General features: G+C 65.0%; 14 protein-coding genes. 8 read left to right on the top strand and 6 right to left on the bottom strand.

Annotation, left to right across the window (positions count from 1 at the left end; genetic code table 11):
* Nucleotides 1–103: 103 nt before the first annotated feature.
* On the bottom strand, nt 104–1,054 hold the full coding sequence (locus OKQ63_RS06020) for an MBL fold metallo-hydrolase (protein ID WP_264213052.1): 951 nt from the start codon (nt 1,052–1,054) through the stop codon (nt 104–106).
* Nucleotides 1,055–1,202: 148 nt separating this feature from the next.
* Between OKQ63_RS06020 and OKQ63_RS06015 the strand changes: the two genes are divergently transcribed.
* The 4 genes from OKQ63_RS06015 (at nt 1,203) to kynA (ending at nt 4,590) form a co-directional block, all read left to right on the top strand.
* Nucleotides 1,203–1,955 (top strand): SDR family NAD(P)-dependent oxidoreductase, encoded by a 753-nt coding sequence (locus tag OKQ63_RS06015; RefSeq protein WP_264213051.1) that lies wholly within the window; start codon nt 1,203–1,205, stop codon nt 1,953–1,955.
* The gene (locus OKQ63_RS06010) at nt 1,955–2,332 is read left to right on the top strand and encodes an MmcQ/YjbR family DNA-binding protein (RefSeq protein WP_264213050.1); all 378 of its coding nucleotides are present in this window, start codon (nt 1,955–1,957) and stop codon (nt 2,330–2,332) included. Before OKQ63_RS06015 ends, OKQ63_RS06010 begins: the two co-directional genes overlap by 1 nt.
* Nucleotides 2,333–2,414: 82 nt before the next feature.
* Nucleotides 2,415–3,608 carry a kynureninase gene (gene kynU, locus OKQ63_RS06005; RefSeq protein ID WP_264213049.1) on the top strand — a complete coding sequence of 398 codons (1,194 nt, stop codon included), beginning with the start codon at nt 2,415–2,417 and terminating at the stop codon, nt 3,606–3,608.
* Between the two features lie 148 nt (nt 3,609–3,756).
* On the top strand, nt 3,757–4,590 hold the full coding sequence (gene kynA / locus OKQ63_RS06000) for a tryptophan 2,3-dioxygenase (protein ID WP_264213048.1): 834 nt from the start codon (nt 3,757–3,759) through the stop codon (nt 4,588–4,590).
* Between the two features lie 31 nt (nt 4,591–4,621).
* Here the strand turns inward: kynA and OKQ63_RS05995 are convergent, their stop codons facing one another.
* Complete coding sequence (locus tag OKQ63_RS05995) at nt 4,622–5,203, bottom strand: TetR/AcrR family transcriptional regulator (RefSeq protein WP_264213047.1); 582 nt, start codon at nt 5,201–5,203, stop codon at nt 4,622–4,624.
* A gap of 94 nt (nt 5,204–5,297) precedes the next feature.
* On the opposite strand from OKQ63_RS05995, the gene OKQ63_RS05990 reads away from it, so the two are divergent.
* Both OKQ63_RS05990 and OKQ63_RS05985 read left to right on the top strand, forming a co-directional pair.
* Nucleotides 5,298–5,762: a (2Fe-2S)-binding protein gene (locus tag OKQ63_RS05990; RefSeq protein ID WP_264213046.1), complete on the top strand. Its 465-nt coding sequence runs from the start codon at nt 5,298–5,300 to the stop codon at nt 5,760–5,762.
* A 3-nt stretch (nt 5,763–5,765) separates the two neighbouring features.
* Nucleotides 5,766–8,006 carry a xanthine dehydrogenase family protein molybdopterin-binding subunit gene (locus OKQ63_RS05985; RefSeq protein WP_264213045.1) on the top strand — a complete coding sequence of 747 codons (2,241 nt, stop codon included), beginning with the start codon at nt 5,766–5,768 and terminating at the stop codon, nt 8,004–8,006.
* 45 nt (nt 8,007–8,051) lie between these two features.
* On the opposite strand, the gene OKQ63_RS05980 is transcribed toward OKQ63_RS05985, so the two are convergent.
* From OKQ63_RS05980 to OKQ63_RS05965, 4 genes are all read right to left on the bottom strand, one after another.
* Nucleotides 8,052–8,459, bottom strand: a complete 408-nt coding sequence (locus OKQ63_RS05980) for a GNAT family N-acetyltransferase (protein WP_350356298.1) — start codon at nt 8,457–8,459, stop codon at nt 8,052–8,054.
* 128 nt (nt 8,460–8,587) lie between these two features.
* The gene (locus OKQ63_RS05975; RefSeq protein WP_264213043.1) at nt 8,588–9,367 is read right to left on the bottom strand and encodes a gamma-glutamyl-gamma-aminobutyrate hydrolase family protein; all 780 of its coding nucleotides are present in this window, start codon (nt 9,365–9,367) and stop codon (nt 8,588–8,590) included.
* Between the two features lie 180 nt (nt 9,368–9,547).
* Nucleotides 9,548–9,976, bottom strand: coding sequence for a GlcG/HbpS family heme-binding protein (locus OKQ63_RS05970; protein WP_264213042.1), 429 nt, complete (start codon nt 9,974–9,976; stop codon nt 9,548–9,550).
* A 113-nt stretch (nt 9,977–10,089) separates the two neighbouring features.
* On the bottom strand, nt 10,090–12,237 hold the full coding sequence (locus OKQ63_RS05965; RefSeq protein ID WP_264213041.1) for a malate synthase G: 2,148 nt from the start codon (nt 12,235–12,237) through the stop codon (nt 10,090–10,092).
* A 221-nt stretch (nt 12,238–12,458) separates the two neighbouring features.
* Here OKQ63_RS05965 and pepN point away from each other — a divergent pair, with 221 nt between their 5' ends.
* The gene (pepN, locus tag OKQ63_RS05960; RefSeq protein WP_264213040.1) at nt 12,459–15,011 is read left to right on the top strand and encodes an aminopeptidase N; all 2,553 of its coding nucleotides are present in this window, start codon (nt 12,459–12,461) and stop codon (nt 15,009–15,011) included.
* Nucleotides 15,004–15,459, top strand: a complete 456-nt coding sequence (locus OKQ63_RS05955) for a hypothetical protein (RefSeq protein ID WP_264213039.1) — start codon at nt 15,004–15,006, stop codon at nt 15,457–15,459. Before pepN ends, OKQ63_RS05955 begins: the two co-directional genes overlap by 8 nt.
* Nucleotides 15,460–15,705 lie beyond the last annotated feature (246 nt).

The following is a 15,705-nucleotide window of genomic DNA, read 5'->3' as shown; positions in this document are numbered from 1 at the left end:
CCGACGCGCCGGAAACGACGAATCTGTTCCGGCTTGCGGCACGATCCTGCATAGTTTCGCCCGAATGCCTACGTATATTTATGTGTACTGACCGGTGAGCGGCTTAGTCCCACTCCATTTCCTCGAAAACCCGGCCTGCATTTCTGGTGGCAAGCGCGTCGAATGCATCCAGCCCCTTCCAGCGTGACTGATCCACATAATAGGCGCTGGCGAGGTCTCCGCCCGCCTCGATATGGGCGCCGATCCTGGCCCGCAGATCGACCAGGTAGTCGAGCGTATAGCGGCGCAGCTGCGGCAAATTGGTCGGGTGGCCGTGGCCGGGGATCACATAGGCGGGGTTGAGCGGTTCCAGCTTCTCCTGCCAGGTTTCAACCCAGCATTTGGTGCAGGTGTGCGCGAAAACCGGCAGCATCCGCTCGTGAAAGGCGATGTCGCCGGCAATCAGCAGGTTCCATTCCGGGATCCAGACCTGGACGTCGCCCGGGTCATGCGCCGGGCCGAGGTGCAGCACCTGCATCTCCACCCCGCCGAGGGTGAGGTTGTAGCGGTCTTCAAACGAAATATTGGCGTGCTCGACACGGGTTTCCCCGGCCCGGTCCCGATTATAGCCGTGCATCCGCTGCAGGATCAGGTCGCTGTTTTTCCGGGTTTCGGCGATCGCCTCTGCGTGGGCCAGCACATCGACGCCGATGTCGCGCCAATAGCCGTTGCCCAGCATCGCATGGCCCTGGCCGTTTTCGTTGATCACCAGAACCACCGGCTGATCGGTCACCCGCTTTATTTCGTCGTGCAGGGCCCTGGCCAGCGCATCGGACGCGCCGGCATTCACCACCACCACGCCTTCGGAAGTCACGATGAAGGAGAGGTTGTTGTTGTGGCCCGCGTTTTCATAGGTCGGAGGCGCGGTGGCGCCGATGGCGGAGAACACATGGGGGATGACCTCCACCGGCTTGGAATATAGCTCGGACTGCGGATACTGGTCGGCGATGTCTTCGCTGGCCTGTGCGGCTAGGGGCATCAGCAAGGCTGCGCTGAGGGCGGCAATGGCTTTCATCGGAAATCTCCCTGGGCAAGCGCTGCGACATTCACACATTCGAATATGACTGTAAACGCCCCAAGTGTTCGGCGTGACGGCACGGCGGGGTTGCCAGATGGGACTGCCCGGTTAGGCTGGCCTGCAAAACAGGGAGGCCATAGGGATCATGACATTGCAAGGCAAACACGCGCTGGTCACCGGCGGCGGCACCGGGATCGGGCTGGCGATTGCCCGGGCTCTGGCCGATGAAGGCGCGCTGGTCACCATCACCGGGCGGCGGCCCGAGGTGCTGGAGAAAGCCGCAACAGACGGGCTGCACCCGCTGGCCATGGATGTGCGCAGCGAGGAGGACGTGGCTGCCAAGGTGGACGCGGCGGCGGCCGCCCGCGGACCGGTTCAGATCTGCGTGGCCAATGCGGGCGTTGCCGAGGGCGCGGCCCTGCACAAGACCTCGATGGAGTTTTGGCGCAACATGATGGCAACCAACCTGGACGGGGCCTTTCTGACCATCCGGGAGTGCTTCAAGTCGATGCGGCAGACCGATTGGGGCCGGGTCATCACCGTGTCCTCCATCGCGGGCCTGCGGGGGCTGAAGGGCGGCGCCTGCTACACCGCCAGCAAACACGGGCTGGTCGGCCTGACCCGCGCGCTGAGCGAGGACTACCTGGGCACGCCCTTCACCTTCAACGCGCTGTGCCCCGGATATGTCGACACCCCGATCGTCGAGCGCAACATCACCGCGATCTCCCAGCGTGCGGGCATGAGCGCGGTGGAAGCGCTGGACGTGATGGTGAACGCGAACCGCCACAAGCGGCTGATCGAACCGGACGAAGTGGCGGCCGCGGCCCTGTGGCTGTGCGGGCCGGGCTCGCAGTCCATCAACGGCCAGTGCATCGAGATATCAGGCGGGCAGACCTGATGGACCGGGACGGGTTCAACGCGTTCTGCGGGACATTTCCGGCGGCGGAGCATGTGGTCCAATGGGGCAACTCAGATGTCTGGAAGGCGGGCGGCAAGCTGTTTGCCGTCTGCGGCTGGGCCGATGGCAGGGATGCCTTCACCTTCAAGGCCGGAGAAATTACTTTTGAGGTGCTGCAGGAGCGACCCGGCGTCCGGCCGGCACCGTATCTGGCATCGCGCGGCATGAAATGGCTGCAGCAATTTGACGAAGATGGCCTCACGGACGCGGAGCTGAAAGAGCAGATCACCCTGTCCTATCAGATGGTCACTGCGAAGCTGTCCAAGAAGAAACGTGCCGAGCTGGGCATCCCGGAGCCGCAGCCGGCCAAGTGCTAGGCTCTGGACAGAATGATACGGATGCGGTAGCAATCGCGAAAAGCTTTAAGCTTGAAATACCTCTAGCCATGCGAGGCTCCCAATGACTGATTTTGCTGCAACCAAGGCGATGTTCGAGCTGCCGGAAGGTGTGATCTACCTGGACGGCAACTCGCTGGGCCCCCTGCCCCGCGCTGCCAGGGAACGGGTCGGGTCGATGATGCAGGACGAGTGGGGGCAGATGCTGATCACCGGCTGGAACAAGGCCGGCTGGATGGACAAGCCGCGGGTGCTGGGGGACCGGATCGGGCGGCTGATCGGGGCGGAACCCGGCCATGTGGTGATGGGTGACACGCTGTCGATCAAGGTTTACCAGGCGGTCGCCTCGGCGCTGGAGCTGAACCCGGGCCGCAAGGTGGTGCTGTCGGACAACGGCAACTTCCCGACCGACCTCTATATGGCCAGCGGGCTGCTGAAATCGCTCGGGCCTGACTATGAGCTGCGGGTGGTCGATCCGGAGGCGGTGGAGGACAGCATCACCGAGGAAATCGCGGTGCTGATGATCACCGAGGTGGATTACCGCACCGGACGCAGGCACGACATGAAGGCGCTGACGGAGAAAGCCCATGCAAACGGTGTTCTGACGGTCTGGGACCTCGCCCATTCCGCTGGTGCCGTGCCGGTGGATCTGGCCGGCTGCCGCGCCGATTTCGCGGTCGGCTGCACCTACAAATACCTCAACGGCGGCCCCGGCGCGCCGGCCTTCATCTATGTTGCGCCGCGACACGCAGAGACCGCCCGCCCGGCCCTGTCAGGCTGGCTGGGGCATGAGGCGCCGTTTGCCTTTGACCTCGACTACCGCCCGGGCCAGGGCATCGACAGGATGCGCGTCGGCACGCCGCCGGTGATCCAGCTGACCGCGCTGGAGGCGGCGATGGATATCTGGGACATGGCGGACATGGACGCCGTGCGCGCCAAATCCATCGAGTTGTGCAATCTGTTCATTGCCGAAGTCGAGGCAAAATGCCCGCAGCTCGAGCTGGCCTCGCCGCGCGACCCCGCCTTCCGCGGCAGCCAGGTGTCGTTCAAGTTCGACGAGGGCTATGCCGCGATGCAGGCGCTGATCGCCCGCGGCGTGATCGGCGACTTCCGGGCCCCGGACATCATGCGCTTCGGCTTCACGCCGCTTTATATCGACGAGGGCGATGTGCGCGCCGCGGCGGAAATCATCACCGATGTAATGACCAACGCCCTGTGGGACCGCCCGGAATACATGGTGCGCAGCGCGGTCACCTGATGCGCCGCGCCCGCTCAAGCAATCTGCCGCTCTGCCGCCCGGCCGGCTGGGTCGCTCTGTGGCGCCGCCTGGCCCAATGCGGCACCCTGAACCGGAGAAGCGTTTCCTTTCCCTGAACCGTGATACACTTAGGAAAAGGAACGCTTCGATGACACAACCCTATGATCCCGCCGACGACGGCGCCCAGATGTCCTTTGACGGGCGCATGTCCTATGGCGATTACCTGTCGCTCGACATGCTGCTGAACGCCCAGAAAACGTGGACCAATACCCATGACGAGATGCTGTTCATCATCCAGCACCAGACGTCCGAGCTGTGGATGCGGCTGGCCATTCACGAGCTGACCGCCGCCCGCGAACGGCTGCTGGCGGGCAAGGCGCACCACGCGTTCAAGATGCTGGCCCGCGTCGCGCGGATCTTTGAGCAGCTGAACTCCGCCTGGGACGTGCTGCGCACCATGACGCCGTCCGATTACACCGCCTTCCGGGATGAACTGGGTCAAAGCTCCGGTTTTCAGTCGCACCAGTACCGGCAGATCGAATTCATGCTGGGCAACCGCAACAAGGCGATGCTGCGTCCGCACTCCCACCGGCCGGACATTCTGGCGCTGCTCGAGGCCGAGCTGGCGCAGCCCTCGCTCTATGACGTGGCGCTCAAGGCGCTGTCGCAACATTTCCCGCTGCCGGACGAGGTGCTGAACCGGGACGTGTCCGAGGCCTATGTGCCGCATCAGGCCGTGCAGGCTGCCTGGACCGAAGTCTACCGCGACACCGAAACCCATTGGGAGCTGTATGAGCTGGCCGAGAAGCTGGTGGATTTCGAAGATTACTTCCGCCGCTGGCGCTTCAACCACGTCACCACGGTGGAGCGCGTCATCGGCTTCAAGCGCGGCACCGGCGGCACCGGCGGCGTCAGCTATCTGAAACGGATGCTGGAAGTGGAGCTGTTCCCCGAACTGTGGCACCTGCGCACCGAGCTGTGATGCGCGCGCGGGCCGGTGCGTCCGGCCCGCCTTACCGCGGCGTCAGCCCGGCCCCGACCAGAACCGCCAGCTGGCGCACACCGGCTTGGTAGGCAGCATAATCCCCGGCGGTTTGCTTGATGCCCTTGAGGGACGCGCAAATAGTCCGGGCAATCACGTCCGCCTCCCCGTCCAGCATCGCCTGCCCGGCCTCTGCCTGCTGCTGCAGCCAGGCGGTATAAAGCCCGCGCAACGCTGCCTCGCCCGCGTCGATTTCCTCTCCGGCGACGTTCTTGGTGACTTCGAACAGCTCCATCCCGTGCGGCGAGGCCATCATCGCCTTGACCGCTTCGCCGCCCTGCCCCGCAAAGGCGGCCAGCAGGCGGTCGGCCAGCGATCCCTCTGACGCCAGCCCGGCCCGGACCATCTCCGCCGCATTGCCGTAATATGCGGCGACAAGCGCCCGGAAGATCGCTTCCTTGTTCTTGAAATGCAGATACAGCGCCGGGCGTGACATGCCCGCGCCCTTGGCGATGTCATCCATCGAGGTCTTGCGGAAGCCATAGGTGGAGAACGCCGCCCATGCGGCCTCCAGGATTGCCTGCTGCTTCGATTCAATGCCTGCCATGTTCATGGCTCCATTTCTGACACTGTTTGTAAAAAATGTCAATTGACACACTGACACTTTCAGTTACATTTGTCATAAACCCAGCAAAGGAAGACACCCCATGTCCACCACGCTCCGCATCAATGGAAAACCCCATCAGGTGGATCTGCCTGATGACGTGCCTCTCCTGTGGGTACTGCGCGATGAAGTTGGCCTCACCGGCACCAAATACGGTTGCGGCGTGGCTGCCTGCGGTGCCTGCACTGTGCATATCGGCGGCGAGGCAGTGCGCTCCTGCCAGGTGGCGCTGTCGGATGTCTGGGGCGAGGTAACCACGATCGAGGGCCTTGGCACACCGGAGGCGATGGCGGCGATCCAGCAGGCCTGGGTCGACCATCAGGTGGCGCAATGCGGCTACTGCCAGTCCGGCCAGATCATGCAGGCTGCCAGCCTGTTGTCGCAAAACACGGCCCCCACGGATGCGGAGATTGACGAAGCGATGCAGGGCAACCTGTGCCGCTGCGGCACCTACCCGCGCATCCGCGCCGCCATCCATTCCGCCGCCGCGAAGATGCAGGAGGCGTAAGACATGGCCAGCTTCAAGAAAATCGCCCGCCGCTCTTTTCTGATCGGCTCTGCCGCCATCGTTGGCGGGGTTGCCTTTGGCGCCTACTACGTCAGCCGCCCTGCCCCCAATCCGCTGCAGCCCGGTGAGGGAGAAGTCGCATTCAATCCGTTTGTGATGATTTCCAGCGACAAGATCACCCTGATCGCCCCGCGCGCCGAAATGGGCCAGGGCGTGCACACCACCTGGGCCGCGCTGATTGCCGAGGAACTGGACGTGACGCTGGACCAGGTGGAGGTCCTGCACGGACCCGCCGCCAGGGCCTATTACAACTCCGCCCTGATGAGCGAGACGCTGCCCAGCACCGGCTATGACAAATCCGCCTTCATGCATTCGCTGGGCGCGGTGCTGGGACAGGCGGGCAAGCTGCTGGACCTGCAGGTGACCGGCGGATCATCCTCGATGAAGGACGGGTATGAGCGGATGCGGCTGGCCGGGGCCTCTGCCCGCGAAACGCTGAAGGAGGCCGCTGCCCGGCGCCTTGGCGTCAGCCGCAGCCAGCTCAGCACCAAGGAAGGCAAGGTTGTGACGCCGGACGGAGCGGAGATCGCCTTTACCAGTCTGGCCGCAGAGGCCACCCGGCTGGAACCGGTCGATGCCCCCCTGCGCCCGCGCAGCGAATGGCAGCTGCTGGGCAAATCCCAGCCCCGGGTGGACATGGCGGGCAAGGCCACCGGCACCGCGCAGTTCGGCATTGATGTGCGCCTGCCCGGCATGAAGTTCGCAGCTCTCAAGGCAAACCCGCATCTGGGCGGCAGGATGAATGGCTTTGATGCTGCGGCGGCCTTGGAGATGCCGGGCATTGATCGCGTCGCCGATCTTGGCGATGCCGTTGCCGTTGTCGGCAGCAACACCTGGCTGGCGATTCAGGCGCTGGAGGCCATTGCCTTCGACTGGGGCGCAGCGCCGATCCCGGCCACCCAGGCAGAGATCTCGGGCGCGATCCGCGCGGCGTTTGACACCAAACCGAATTCCACCCTGCGGGACGACGGCGACGCCGCAACCCTGCCGGAGGGCGCACGGGAGGTGACGGCAGAATACGAGGTGCCCTATCTGGCCCACGCCACCATGGAGCCGCTGAACACGACGGCACTGTTTGATGGCGCGCGCCTGCAGATCTGGTGCGGCAATCAGGGGCCGATGCTGGTCCGCGACCATTGCGCCAAGGCGCTGAGGATCGCGCCGGAACAGGTGGAGGTGAACACCACCCTGATGGGCGGCGGTTTCGGACGCCGGGGCGAGGTCGACTTTGCCGTCCATGCCGCGCGCCTCGCCGGGCAGATGCCGGGCACGCCCGTCCAGCTGACCTGGAGCCGCGAAGAGGACATGACCCATGACTTCTACCGCCCGGCCGCCATGGCGCGGTTCCGCGGTGCGGTGAAGGACGGCAAGGCGCTGCTCTTGGATGGGCAGATTGCCGGCCAGTCCCCCGCCGCCCAGGCGATGAACCGCTGGATCGGGTTGTCGCCAAGCGGCCCGGATGCCGCCCTGACCGACGGCGCCTTCAACCAGCCCTACGGGATCCCGAACTACCGTATCCGCGGCTATGCCGCCGATCTGCAGGTCCCGGTGGGTTTCTGGCGCTCGGTCGGCGCGTCGATCAACGGCTTCTTCATGGAAAGCTTTGTCGACGAGCTGGCCCTTGCCGCCGGGGCCGACCCGCTGGCGTTCCGGCTGGAGCTTGCCCGCAAGGAATGGGCCCCTGCCGCCAAGGTGCTGGAAGCCGTCAGGGACATGTCCGGCTGGACCGGCAAGACACCCGCAGGCGTGGGCCGCGGTGTGGCCATGACCTACAGCTTCGGCACCCCGGTGGCGCAGGTCATCGAAGTGGCCCAGGAGGACGGGGGGATCCGGCTGCGGCGGGCCTGGATTGCCGCTGACCTCGGCGTGGCGCTCGATCCGCGAAACCTGGAGGCGCAGATGTTTGGCGGCATGGCCTATGGGTTGTCGGCGGCGATGTTCGGAGAGATCACCTTTGCCGATGGTGCGGTGGAGCAGGCCAACTTCCCCGATTACGACGGCATCCGCATGCACACGATGCCGCAGGTAGAGGTGCGCATTCTGGAAGAACAGGCGCATATCGGCGGTGCGGGCGAGCCCGGCACCCCGCCTGCCGCCCCGGCGCTGGCAAACGCGCTGTTCGACCTCACCGGCAAACGGGCGCGGCGGCTGCCGCTGGCGCAGGATTTTGACCTGCTGACCTGAGCGCTGCGCGGCCTGCCCGGATTGGCGCAGGCCGCCACGGCAAATTCAGCCGAGGATCTTGACCATCCGGTAGTTGTGTATCTTCACACCGCTGCGCTCGAATTCGCGCCGCCGGTCCACGGCAAAGCCCTGCCGCTCGAAAAAGCGGCGCGCTGCTTCGCTGGCCTCGACGTACAGCAGCCCGATGCCCTGCCTCAGTGCCGCCGTTTCCAGTCGCCCGTAGAGCGCCGCCGCAGCGCCCTGCCCGGCGGCGCGGGGATGGCAGAACAGCATGTCGATATGGCCATCCGATTCCAGGTCGATGAAGGCAACCGGAACATCCGCTTGATCCACCGCCACCCAGGCCGCGCGCCCGTCTGACAGCTTCTGCCCGATGGCCGCGGCCGGCGGCGCCTCCGGGCACCAGGCGTTGATCTGTTCCGGGGAATAGAACCGGCTTGCAATCCCATGCACGGCAGCTCTGAAGACTTCGGCCAGCGCTGCCGAGTCACCCGCTCTGAATTGCCTGACCCTGTACGGCCCCTGCCTGCAGGCTAGGGCCTCGTCCGCATCAAATTCCATAACCGAACCTTTTGAAACGCTTATGCAGATTTCTGAAAACCACCCTGCGCCACGCCGTCGGCCCAGACCCGTACCGCCGAGCCGAAAGCCTCAAACAGCGGACGCGACACCGGATCGGCTGCCGCCTCCCATTCCGGGTGCCACTGCACTGACAGGGTAAAGCCAGGCGCATCCTTGATAAAGACTGCCTCGGGCGTGCCGTCGGGCGCCTGCCCGTCCACCATCACCCGCGCGCCCGGACGCTTGATCCCCTGGCCATGCAGGGTGTTGGTCATCACTTCCTCGGCCCCGAACAGCCGGTGGAACACCCCGCCCTTGGTGAATCTGACCGGATGGCGCAGGGCAAATTTCTCCTCCAGCGTGCCATCCGGCGGCATCCGGTGGTTCATCCGCCCCGGCAGGTCGCGGATTTCCGGATGAAGCGTTCCGCCCATGGCCACATTCACCTCCTGAAAGCCGCGGCAGATGCCCAGGAACGGCTGGCCGCGTTCCACGCAGGCGCGGATCAGCGGCAGGGTGATGGCATCGCGCGCCCGGTCAAAGGCGCCATGCGCCTCGGTCTCCGCCTCGCCGTATTCGGCAGGATGCACATTCGGCCGCCCGCCGGTGAGCAAAAAGCCGTCGAATGTCGCCAGCAGCTCCTCGACGGTGACAAAACGCGGGTCCGAGGGGATCATCAGCGGCATGCATCCGGCAACCTCGGCAATCGCTTCGGAATTCATCGTGCCGCCCGCATGCACGGGGTACTGATCGTTGATCAGATAGGAATTGCCGATAATGCCAACCTTGGGGCGCGCCATGATCCACTCGCAAATCTGTTTCCTGCAGAAAAACCTAGCCCTGCCAATGGCAGGGTTCAACAGGAAGCGCGGCGCAACAGACTGTTCACACACGCACACGGAGCAAATCCGAGCGCCCTGACACAGCGGAACCACGCGCCGCCGCCCCGGCCGGCATTTCGGGGCGGCGGCAGAACGCCGTCAGATTTCGCCCTGCAGGCCTGCGGCTTCGATCCCCGCCGTGGCGGCAATCGCATCGTTGTCGGAGGTATCGCCGGTCACCCCGACCGCGCCGATCACCGCGCCATCCGCACCGCGCACCAGCACGCCGCCCGGCACCGGCACCACCTGGCCGCCGTAAACCCCGTTCACCGCCGCCATGAAATAGGCCTGCGCCTCGGCCCGGGCCATCTGTGCGGTGCCCGCCATGCCCAGCATCACCGCGCCATAGGCCTTGCCATGGGCGATTGCGAACCGGCCCGGTGCGGCGCCGTCCTCGCGTTCAAACGCCTGCACATGGCCGCCGGCATCCAGCACCACAACCGACAGCGGCTTCAGCTTGAGCGCGCGCCCGCTTTCCAGCGCCGCGCGGATGATGGTGCGCGCCTGATCCAATGAAATCCCTGCCATGAATGGTCTTCCTCCCGGTGACGTTGCGTTACCAAAGGAAAAGGAGGCCAAAAGGCCCCCTTTGACTACCCGCTAATTCAGGGAAACTGTTTCCCGGGGTCAGTTTGCCGCAGTCAGGCCGAAGCTTCCTGGGCCTTCAGCTCCAGACGCCGGGCGTGCAGCACCGGCTCGGTATAGCCCGAGGGTTGCACCCGGCCCTTGAACACCAGATCGCAGGCCGCCTGGAAGGCAATGGTGTCAAAGCCCGGCGCCATCGCGCGGTAGCTGTTGTCGCCGCGGTTCTGCTCGTCCACCACCTTGGCCATCTTGCGCAAGCTGCCCATCACCTCCTCTTCGGAGACGACGCCATGATGCAGCCAGTTGGCGATGTGCTGGGCGGAGATCCGGCAGGTGGCGCGGTCCTCCATCAGGCCGACGTCATTGATGTCCGGCACCTTGGAGCACCCCACCCCCTGATCGATCCAGCGCACCACATAGCCCAGAATGCCCTGGGCATTGTTGTCCACCTCGCGGGCGATCTGCTGCGGCGTCCACTTGCGGTAGGTTGCCAGCGGAATCTCCAGGATGCCGTCCACATGGGCGCGGCGGCCGCCGGCCTTGAGCCGCTCCTGCACCGCAAACACATCCACCTTGTGGTAGTGCAGCGCGTGCAGGGTGGCCGCGGTCGGGCTTGGCACCCAGGCGCAGTTGGCGCCGGATTTCGGATGCTCGATCTTCTGCTCCAGCATCGCCGCCATCATGTCGGGCATCGCCCACATGCCCTTGCCGATCTGCGCCTTGCCAGACAGGCCGCACTCCAGGCCGATATCCACGTTCAGGTTCTCATAGGCGCCGATCCAGCCCTTGCGCTTGATGAAGTCCTTGCGGCTGAACGGCCCCGCCTCCATCGAGGTGTGGATCTCGTCGCCGGTGCGGTCCAGGAAGCCGGTGTTGATGAAGGCCACCCGGTGCTTGGCGGCGCGGATGCATTCCTTGAGGTTCACCGAGGTGCGGCGCTCCTCGTCCATGATGCCGATCTTCACGGTGTGGCGCGGCAGGCCCAGGATGTCCTCGACCTTGCCGAAAATGCGGTCGGCAAAGGCTACTTCCTCCGGCCCGTGCATCTTGGGCTTCACCACATAGACCGAGCCAAGGGCGGAGTTGCCGCCGTCGCGTTTCAGATCGTGCTTGGCGATCATCACGGTGATCAGCGCGTCCAGCAGACCCTCATAGGCCTCCTTGCCGTCCTGATCCAGCACCGCCGGGTTGGTCATCAGATGGCCCACGTTGCGCACCCACAACAGGGCACGGCCCTTGACGGTCCTGGCGGAGCCATCCGGCGCGGTGAAGCCGAAATCCGGGTTCAGGCGGCGGGTGATGGTCTTGCCGCCTTTTTCCAGACTGGTCTCCAGGTCGCCCTTCATCAGGCCCAGCCAGTTGGAGTACGCCTGCACCTTGTCCTCGGCATCGACACAAGCGACCGAGTCCTCGCAGTCCATGATCGCCGACATCGCGCTTTCCAGCCGCACATCCGCCAGGCCCGCCTGGTCGCGCGCGCCAATCGCGTGGGCGCGGTCAAAGACCAGCTCCACATGCAAACCGTTGTTGCGCAGCAGCACCGATTCCGGTGCCTTGGGATTGCCGCGGTAGCCTGCGAATTTCTCCGGCTGCGCCAGCGGCAGGTCGTCGACCAGCAGCTGGCCGTCCTGCACGTAATAGCGGCGCACATCGGCATGGCTGGTGCCATCGACCGGAAAGGCCTCGTCCAGGAACACCCGCGCCCGCGCCACAACCCGCGCGCCGCGGCCCTTGTCGTAGCCGCCCCCGGGCGCCGGCGTGCCCATGGCATCGGTGCCGTAGAAGGCATCATACAGGCTGCCCCAGCGCGCGTTCGCGGCGTTCAGCGCATAGCGGGCATTGGTGATCGGTACCACCAGTTGCGGCCCCGGCACCTCGGCGATCTCCGGGTCCACATTCTGCGTCTCGATTTCGAAATCGCCGCCTTCGGGCAGCAGATAGCCGATGTCTGCCAGGAACGCCTTATAGGCCTCGTGGTCGTGCGGCTTGTCGCGGTTGGCGATATGCCAGGCGTCGATCTGGGCCTGCATTTCGTCCCGCTTGGCCAGCAGCGCCCGGTTTTCCGGCCCGAAGCCGTTCACAAGTTCCGCCAGGCCTTTCCAGAACGCCTCCGCCTCGACACCGGTGCCGGGCAGCGCCTGCTTCTCGATGAAATCCGCCAGTTCCGGCGCAACCTGAATTCCCTGTTTCTCGACCCGGCTCATGACTTGCTCCTTTAGGCGGTACACCACAGTATGCCAACCTAACTAAGACAGAAGTTTCCGATCGGCAACAAAACAGCCGCCCGCTGAAACCAAACTCACTTTCTTGACTTTCAAGAAAGTGCTGCGGATTTTTCCGGTTGCTCCCTTGCTGCCACCAATCCGCTTGCAGTCCTGCCCCTATCCTCTACACCTGAAAAGAAGCAGTGCAGAGGAGAGCGAGAATGGCCAAAGACACGCCCCAGACCTTCTACCTGAAAGACTACACGCCCTTCGGATATGACGTTGAAAGCGTTCACCTGACCTTCCGCCTGACACCGGAAACCACCCGCATTCTGAGCCGGATCCGCTTTGCCCCGAAACCGGATGCGGCGGACAGCACCTTCTTTCTGCACGGCGAGGATCTGACGCTGATCTCGGCCCGGATCGATGGCCAGGCGGTCACGCCGGACCTGGTTGAGGGCGGCCTGAAATGCGAGGTGCCCGGCACCCCCTTCACCTGGGAAGCCGAGGTGGAGATCAACCCGGCCGGCAATACCGCGCTGGAAGGCCTCTACATGTCCAACCGCATGTACTGCACCCAATGCGAGGCCGAGGGCTTCCGCAAGATCACCTATTACCCCGACCGCCCCGACGTGATGTCCACCTTCACCGTCCGCATCGAAGGCGACGAGCCGGTGATGCTGTCCAACGGCAACCCGATGGGCCAGGGCGAGGGTTGGGCCGAATGGCATGACCCGTGGCCCAAGCCGGCCTATCTGTTTGCGCTGGTGGCGGGCGATCTGGTCAACTACCCCGGCGCCTTCACCACCAGATCCGGCAAGGAGGTGGAGCTGAACATCTGGGTCCGCCCCGGCGATGAAGGCAAATGCGCCTTTGGCATGGAGGCGCTGAAAAAGTCGATGAAGTGGGACGAGGACGTCTATGGGCTTGAATACGACCTCGACCTCTTCAACATCGTTGCCGTGGACGATTTCAACATGGGCGCGATGGAGAACAAGGGGCTGAACATCTTCAATTCCTCCTGCGTGCTGGCGTCGCCCGAGACCTCGACAGATGCCAATTTCGAGCGCATCGAGGCGATCATCGCGCATGAGTACTTCCACAACTGGACCGGCAACCGCATCACCTGCCGCGACTGGTTCCAGCTGTGTTTGAAGGAAGGGCTGACGGTGTTCCGCGACGCCCAGTTCACCGCCGACATGCGCTCCGAGCCGGTGAAGCGGATCGACGACGTGATTGCCCTGCGCGCCCGCCAGTTCCCGGAGGATGGCGGCCCCCTCGCCCATCCGCCGCGCCCCGAGGAATTCCAGGAAATCAACAACTTCTACACCGCCACCGTCTATGAAAAAGGCGCCGAGGTGATCGGCATGCTGAAGCGGCTGGTGGGGGATGACAACTACTACAAGGCGCTGAAGCTTTATTTCGAGCGCCACGACGGCCAGGCCTGCACCATCGAGGACTGGCTGAAGGTGTTCGAGGATGCCACCGGACGCGACCTGCAGCAATTCAAGCTGTGGTACAGCCAGGCGGGCACCCCGCGCCTGAAAGTCTCTGAGGACTACGCCGACGGCACCTACACGCTGACGTTCGAGCAATCGACGCCCCCCACCCCCGGCCAGCCGGACAAGGCGCCGCGGGTGATCCCGGTGGCGGTCGGCCTCTTGTCACCCAACGGCGATGAGGTGCGCGCCACCGAAGTGCTGGAACTGACAAAAGCCAAGCAGAGCTTCTCCTTTGACGGCCTCGCCGCCAGGCCGGTGCCGTCGATCCTGCGCGAATTCTCCGCCCCGGTGATCCTGCAGCGCGAGACCACAAATGCCGAGCGCGCCTTCCTGCTGGCGCATGACACCGATCCGTTCAACCGCTGGGAGGCCGGCAACGCGCTGGCCAAGGAAACCCGCGTGACGATGGTGCTGGATGGCGGCGCGCCGGACGCCGCCTATCTCGATGCGCTGGAGAAACTGGTGCGCGACGATGAACAGGACCCGGCCTTCCGGGCGCTGGTGCTGACGCCGCCCAGCCAGGCCGATATCGCCCAGACCCTGCACGAGCGCGGCTTCACCCCCGATCCGCAAAAGATCTATGACGCGGCCGAAACCTTTGCCCAGACCCTGGCGCAGCAGCTGGAAACCAGCCTGCCCCGGCTTTACGCGGCCACCACGGCCGACGGCGCTTATGTCCCGGATGCCGAGGGGGCGGGCAAGCGCGCCCTCAATGGCCGCATCCTGTCGCTGCTGACCCGGCTGGACGGCGGCGACCAGGCCGCGCGGCAGTATGCGGCAGCGGACAACATGACCCAGCAATACGCCGCCCTCGCCGCGCTGATGAAGGCCGAGAAAGGCGCGGCGCAATCGCAGGCCTTCTTTGATCAGTGGCAGGACGACCGGCTGGTGATGGACAAATGGTTTGCCCTGCAGATCGCCTGCGCCGCGCCGGAGAAGACCGCCGCCACTGCCGCAGCGCTCACCCGGCACGCGTTGTTCGACATGAAAAACCCCAACCGCTTCCGCGCGGTGATGGGGGCGCTGGCGGGCAACCACGCGGGCTTCCACCATGCCAGCGGCGAAGCCTACCAGCTGCTGGCCGACAACCTGATCGCGCTGGACACGCTGAACCCGCAGACCACCGCCCGCATGTGCGCCGCTTTCCAGACCTGGAAGCGCTACGGCACCGGCCGCCAGTCGCTGATCCGCGCCCAGCTCACCCGGATTGCCAATGCCCCGGACCTCAGCCGCGACACCACCGAAATGGTGACCCGGATCCTGGATGCCTGACACGCCTGACGCACCTGCCCCGGCGGACTACAGCTTCGCCCGCCGGGGCCGCTCCGCCGCGGCCCTGCTGGCATCCGGCGGCTGGCTTGCCGCCTTGCTGGTGCTTTGGCTGGTGCTGGATGCCGCGCTGTGGCTGGTGATCCTGCTGGCGCTGCCGGTGCTGCCCGCGCTCCTGGATCTGGCCCGCAACCCGTTATCCGGACTGACGATTTCCGGCAAACGGGTGGAGTGGTTCTCCGGCGGTCTCACCGGCACGGCGGACCTTGGCGAAATCGATCGTGTGCGGTTTGACACCCGCTGGGATTTCTCGGTGCGCGCCACGCTGATCCTGCGCAGCGGCAAGCGCATCCGGCTGCCGCAGGAAGCCACCCCGCCGCACGCCGAAGCCGACGCGCAATTCCAGGCGCGCGGCATCAGGACCGAACGCCATCATTTCACAACCTTCTGACCTGCGCTGCCCGCATTGGCCGCGGGTTTGGAAACCGGCCGCCCCTCCCGCCGCACGATAAACCCGGATGGCACCGGAACTTCCCCAGTGCCGCCATCTTTGCGCCCCATTGCCTGACAAAACTGTGACCAACGACAAGCTGCCACTCATCAGGAAGCGCAAATGCTCACACCGTCACGACAGGCGCGGGATCTTCTGTCCCGGATTTCAGGTCTGGTTCCCGGCCGTTCACGCCCTGCCGCACTC

The organism is Leisingera thetidis, assembly GCF_025857195.1.
Taxonomy (GTDB): Bacteria; Pseudomonadota; Alphaproteobacteria; order Rhodobacterales; family Rhodobacteraceae; genus Leisingera; species Leisingera thetidis.
This window is presented reverse-complemented; position numbering and strand designations above follow the sequence as displayed.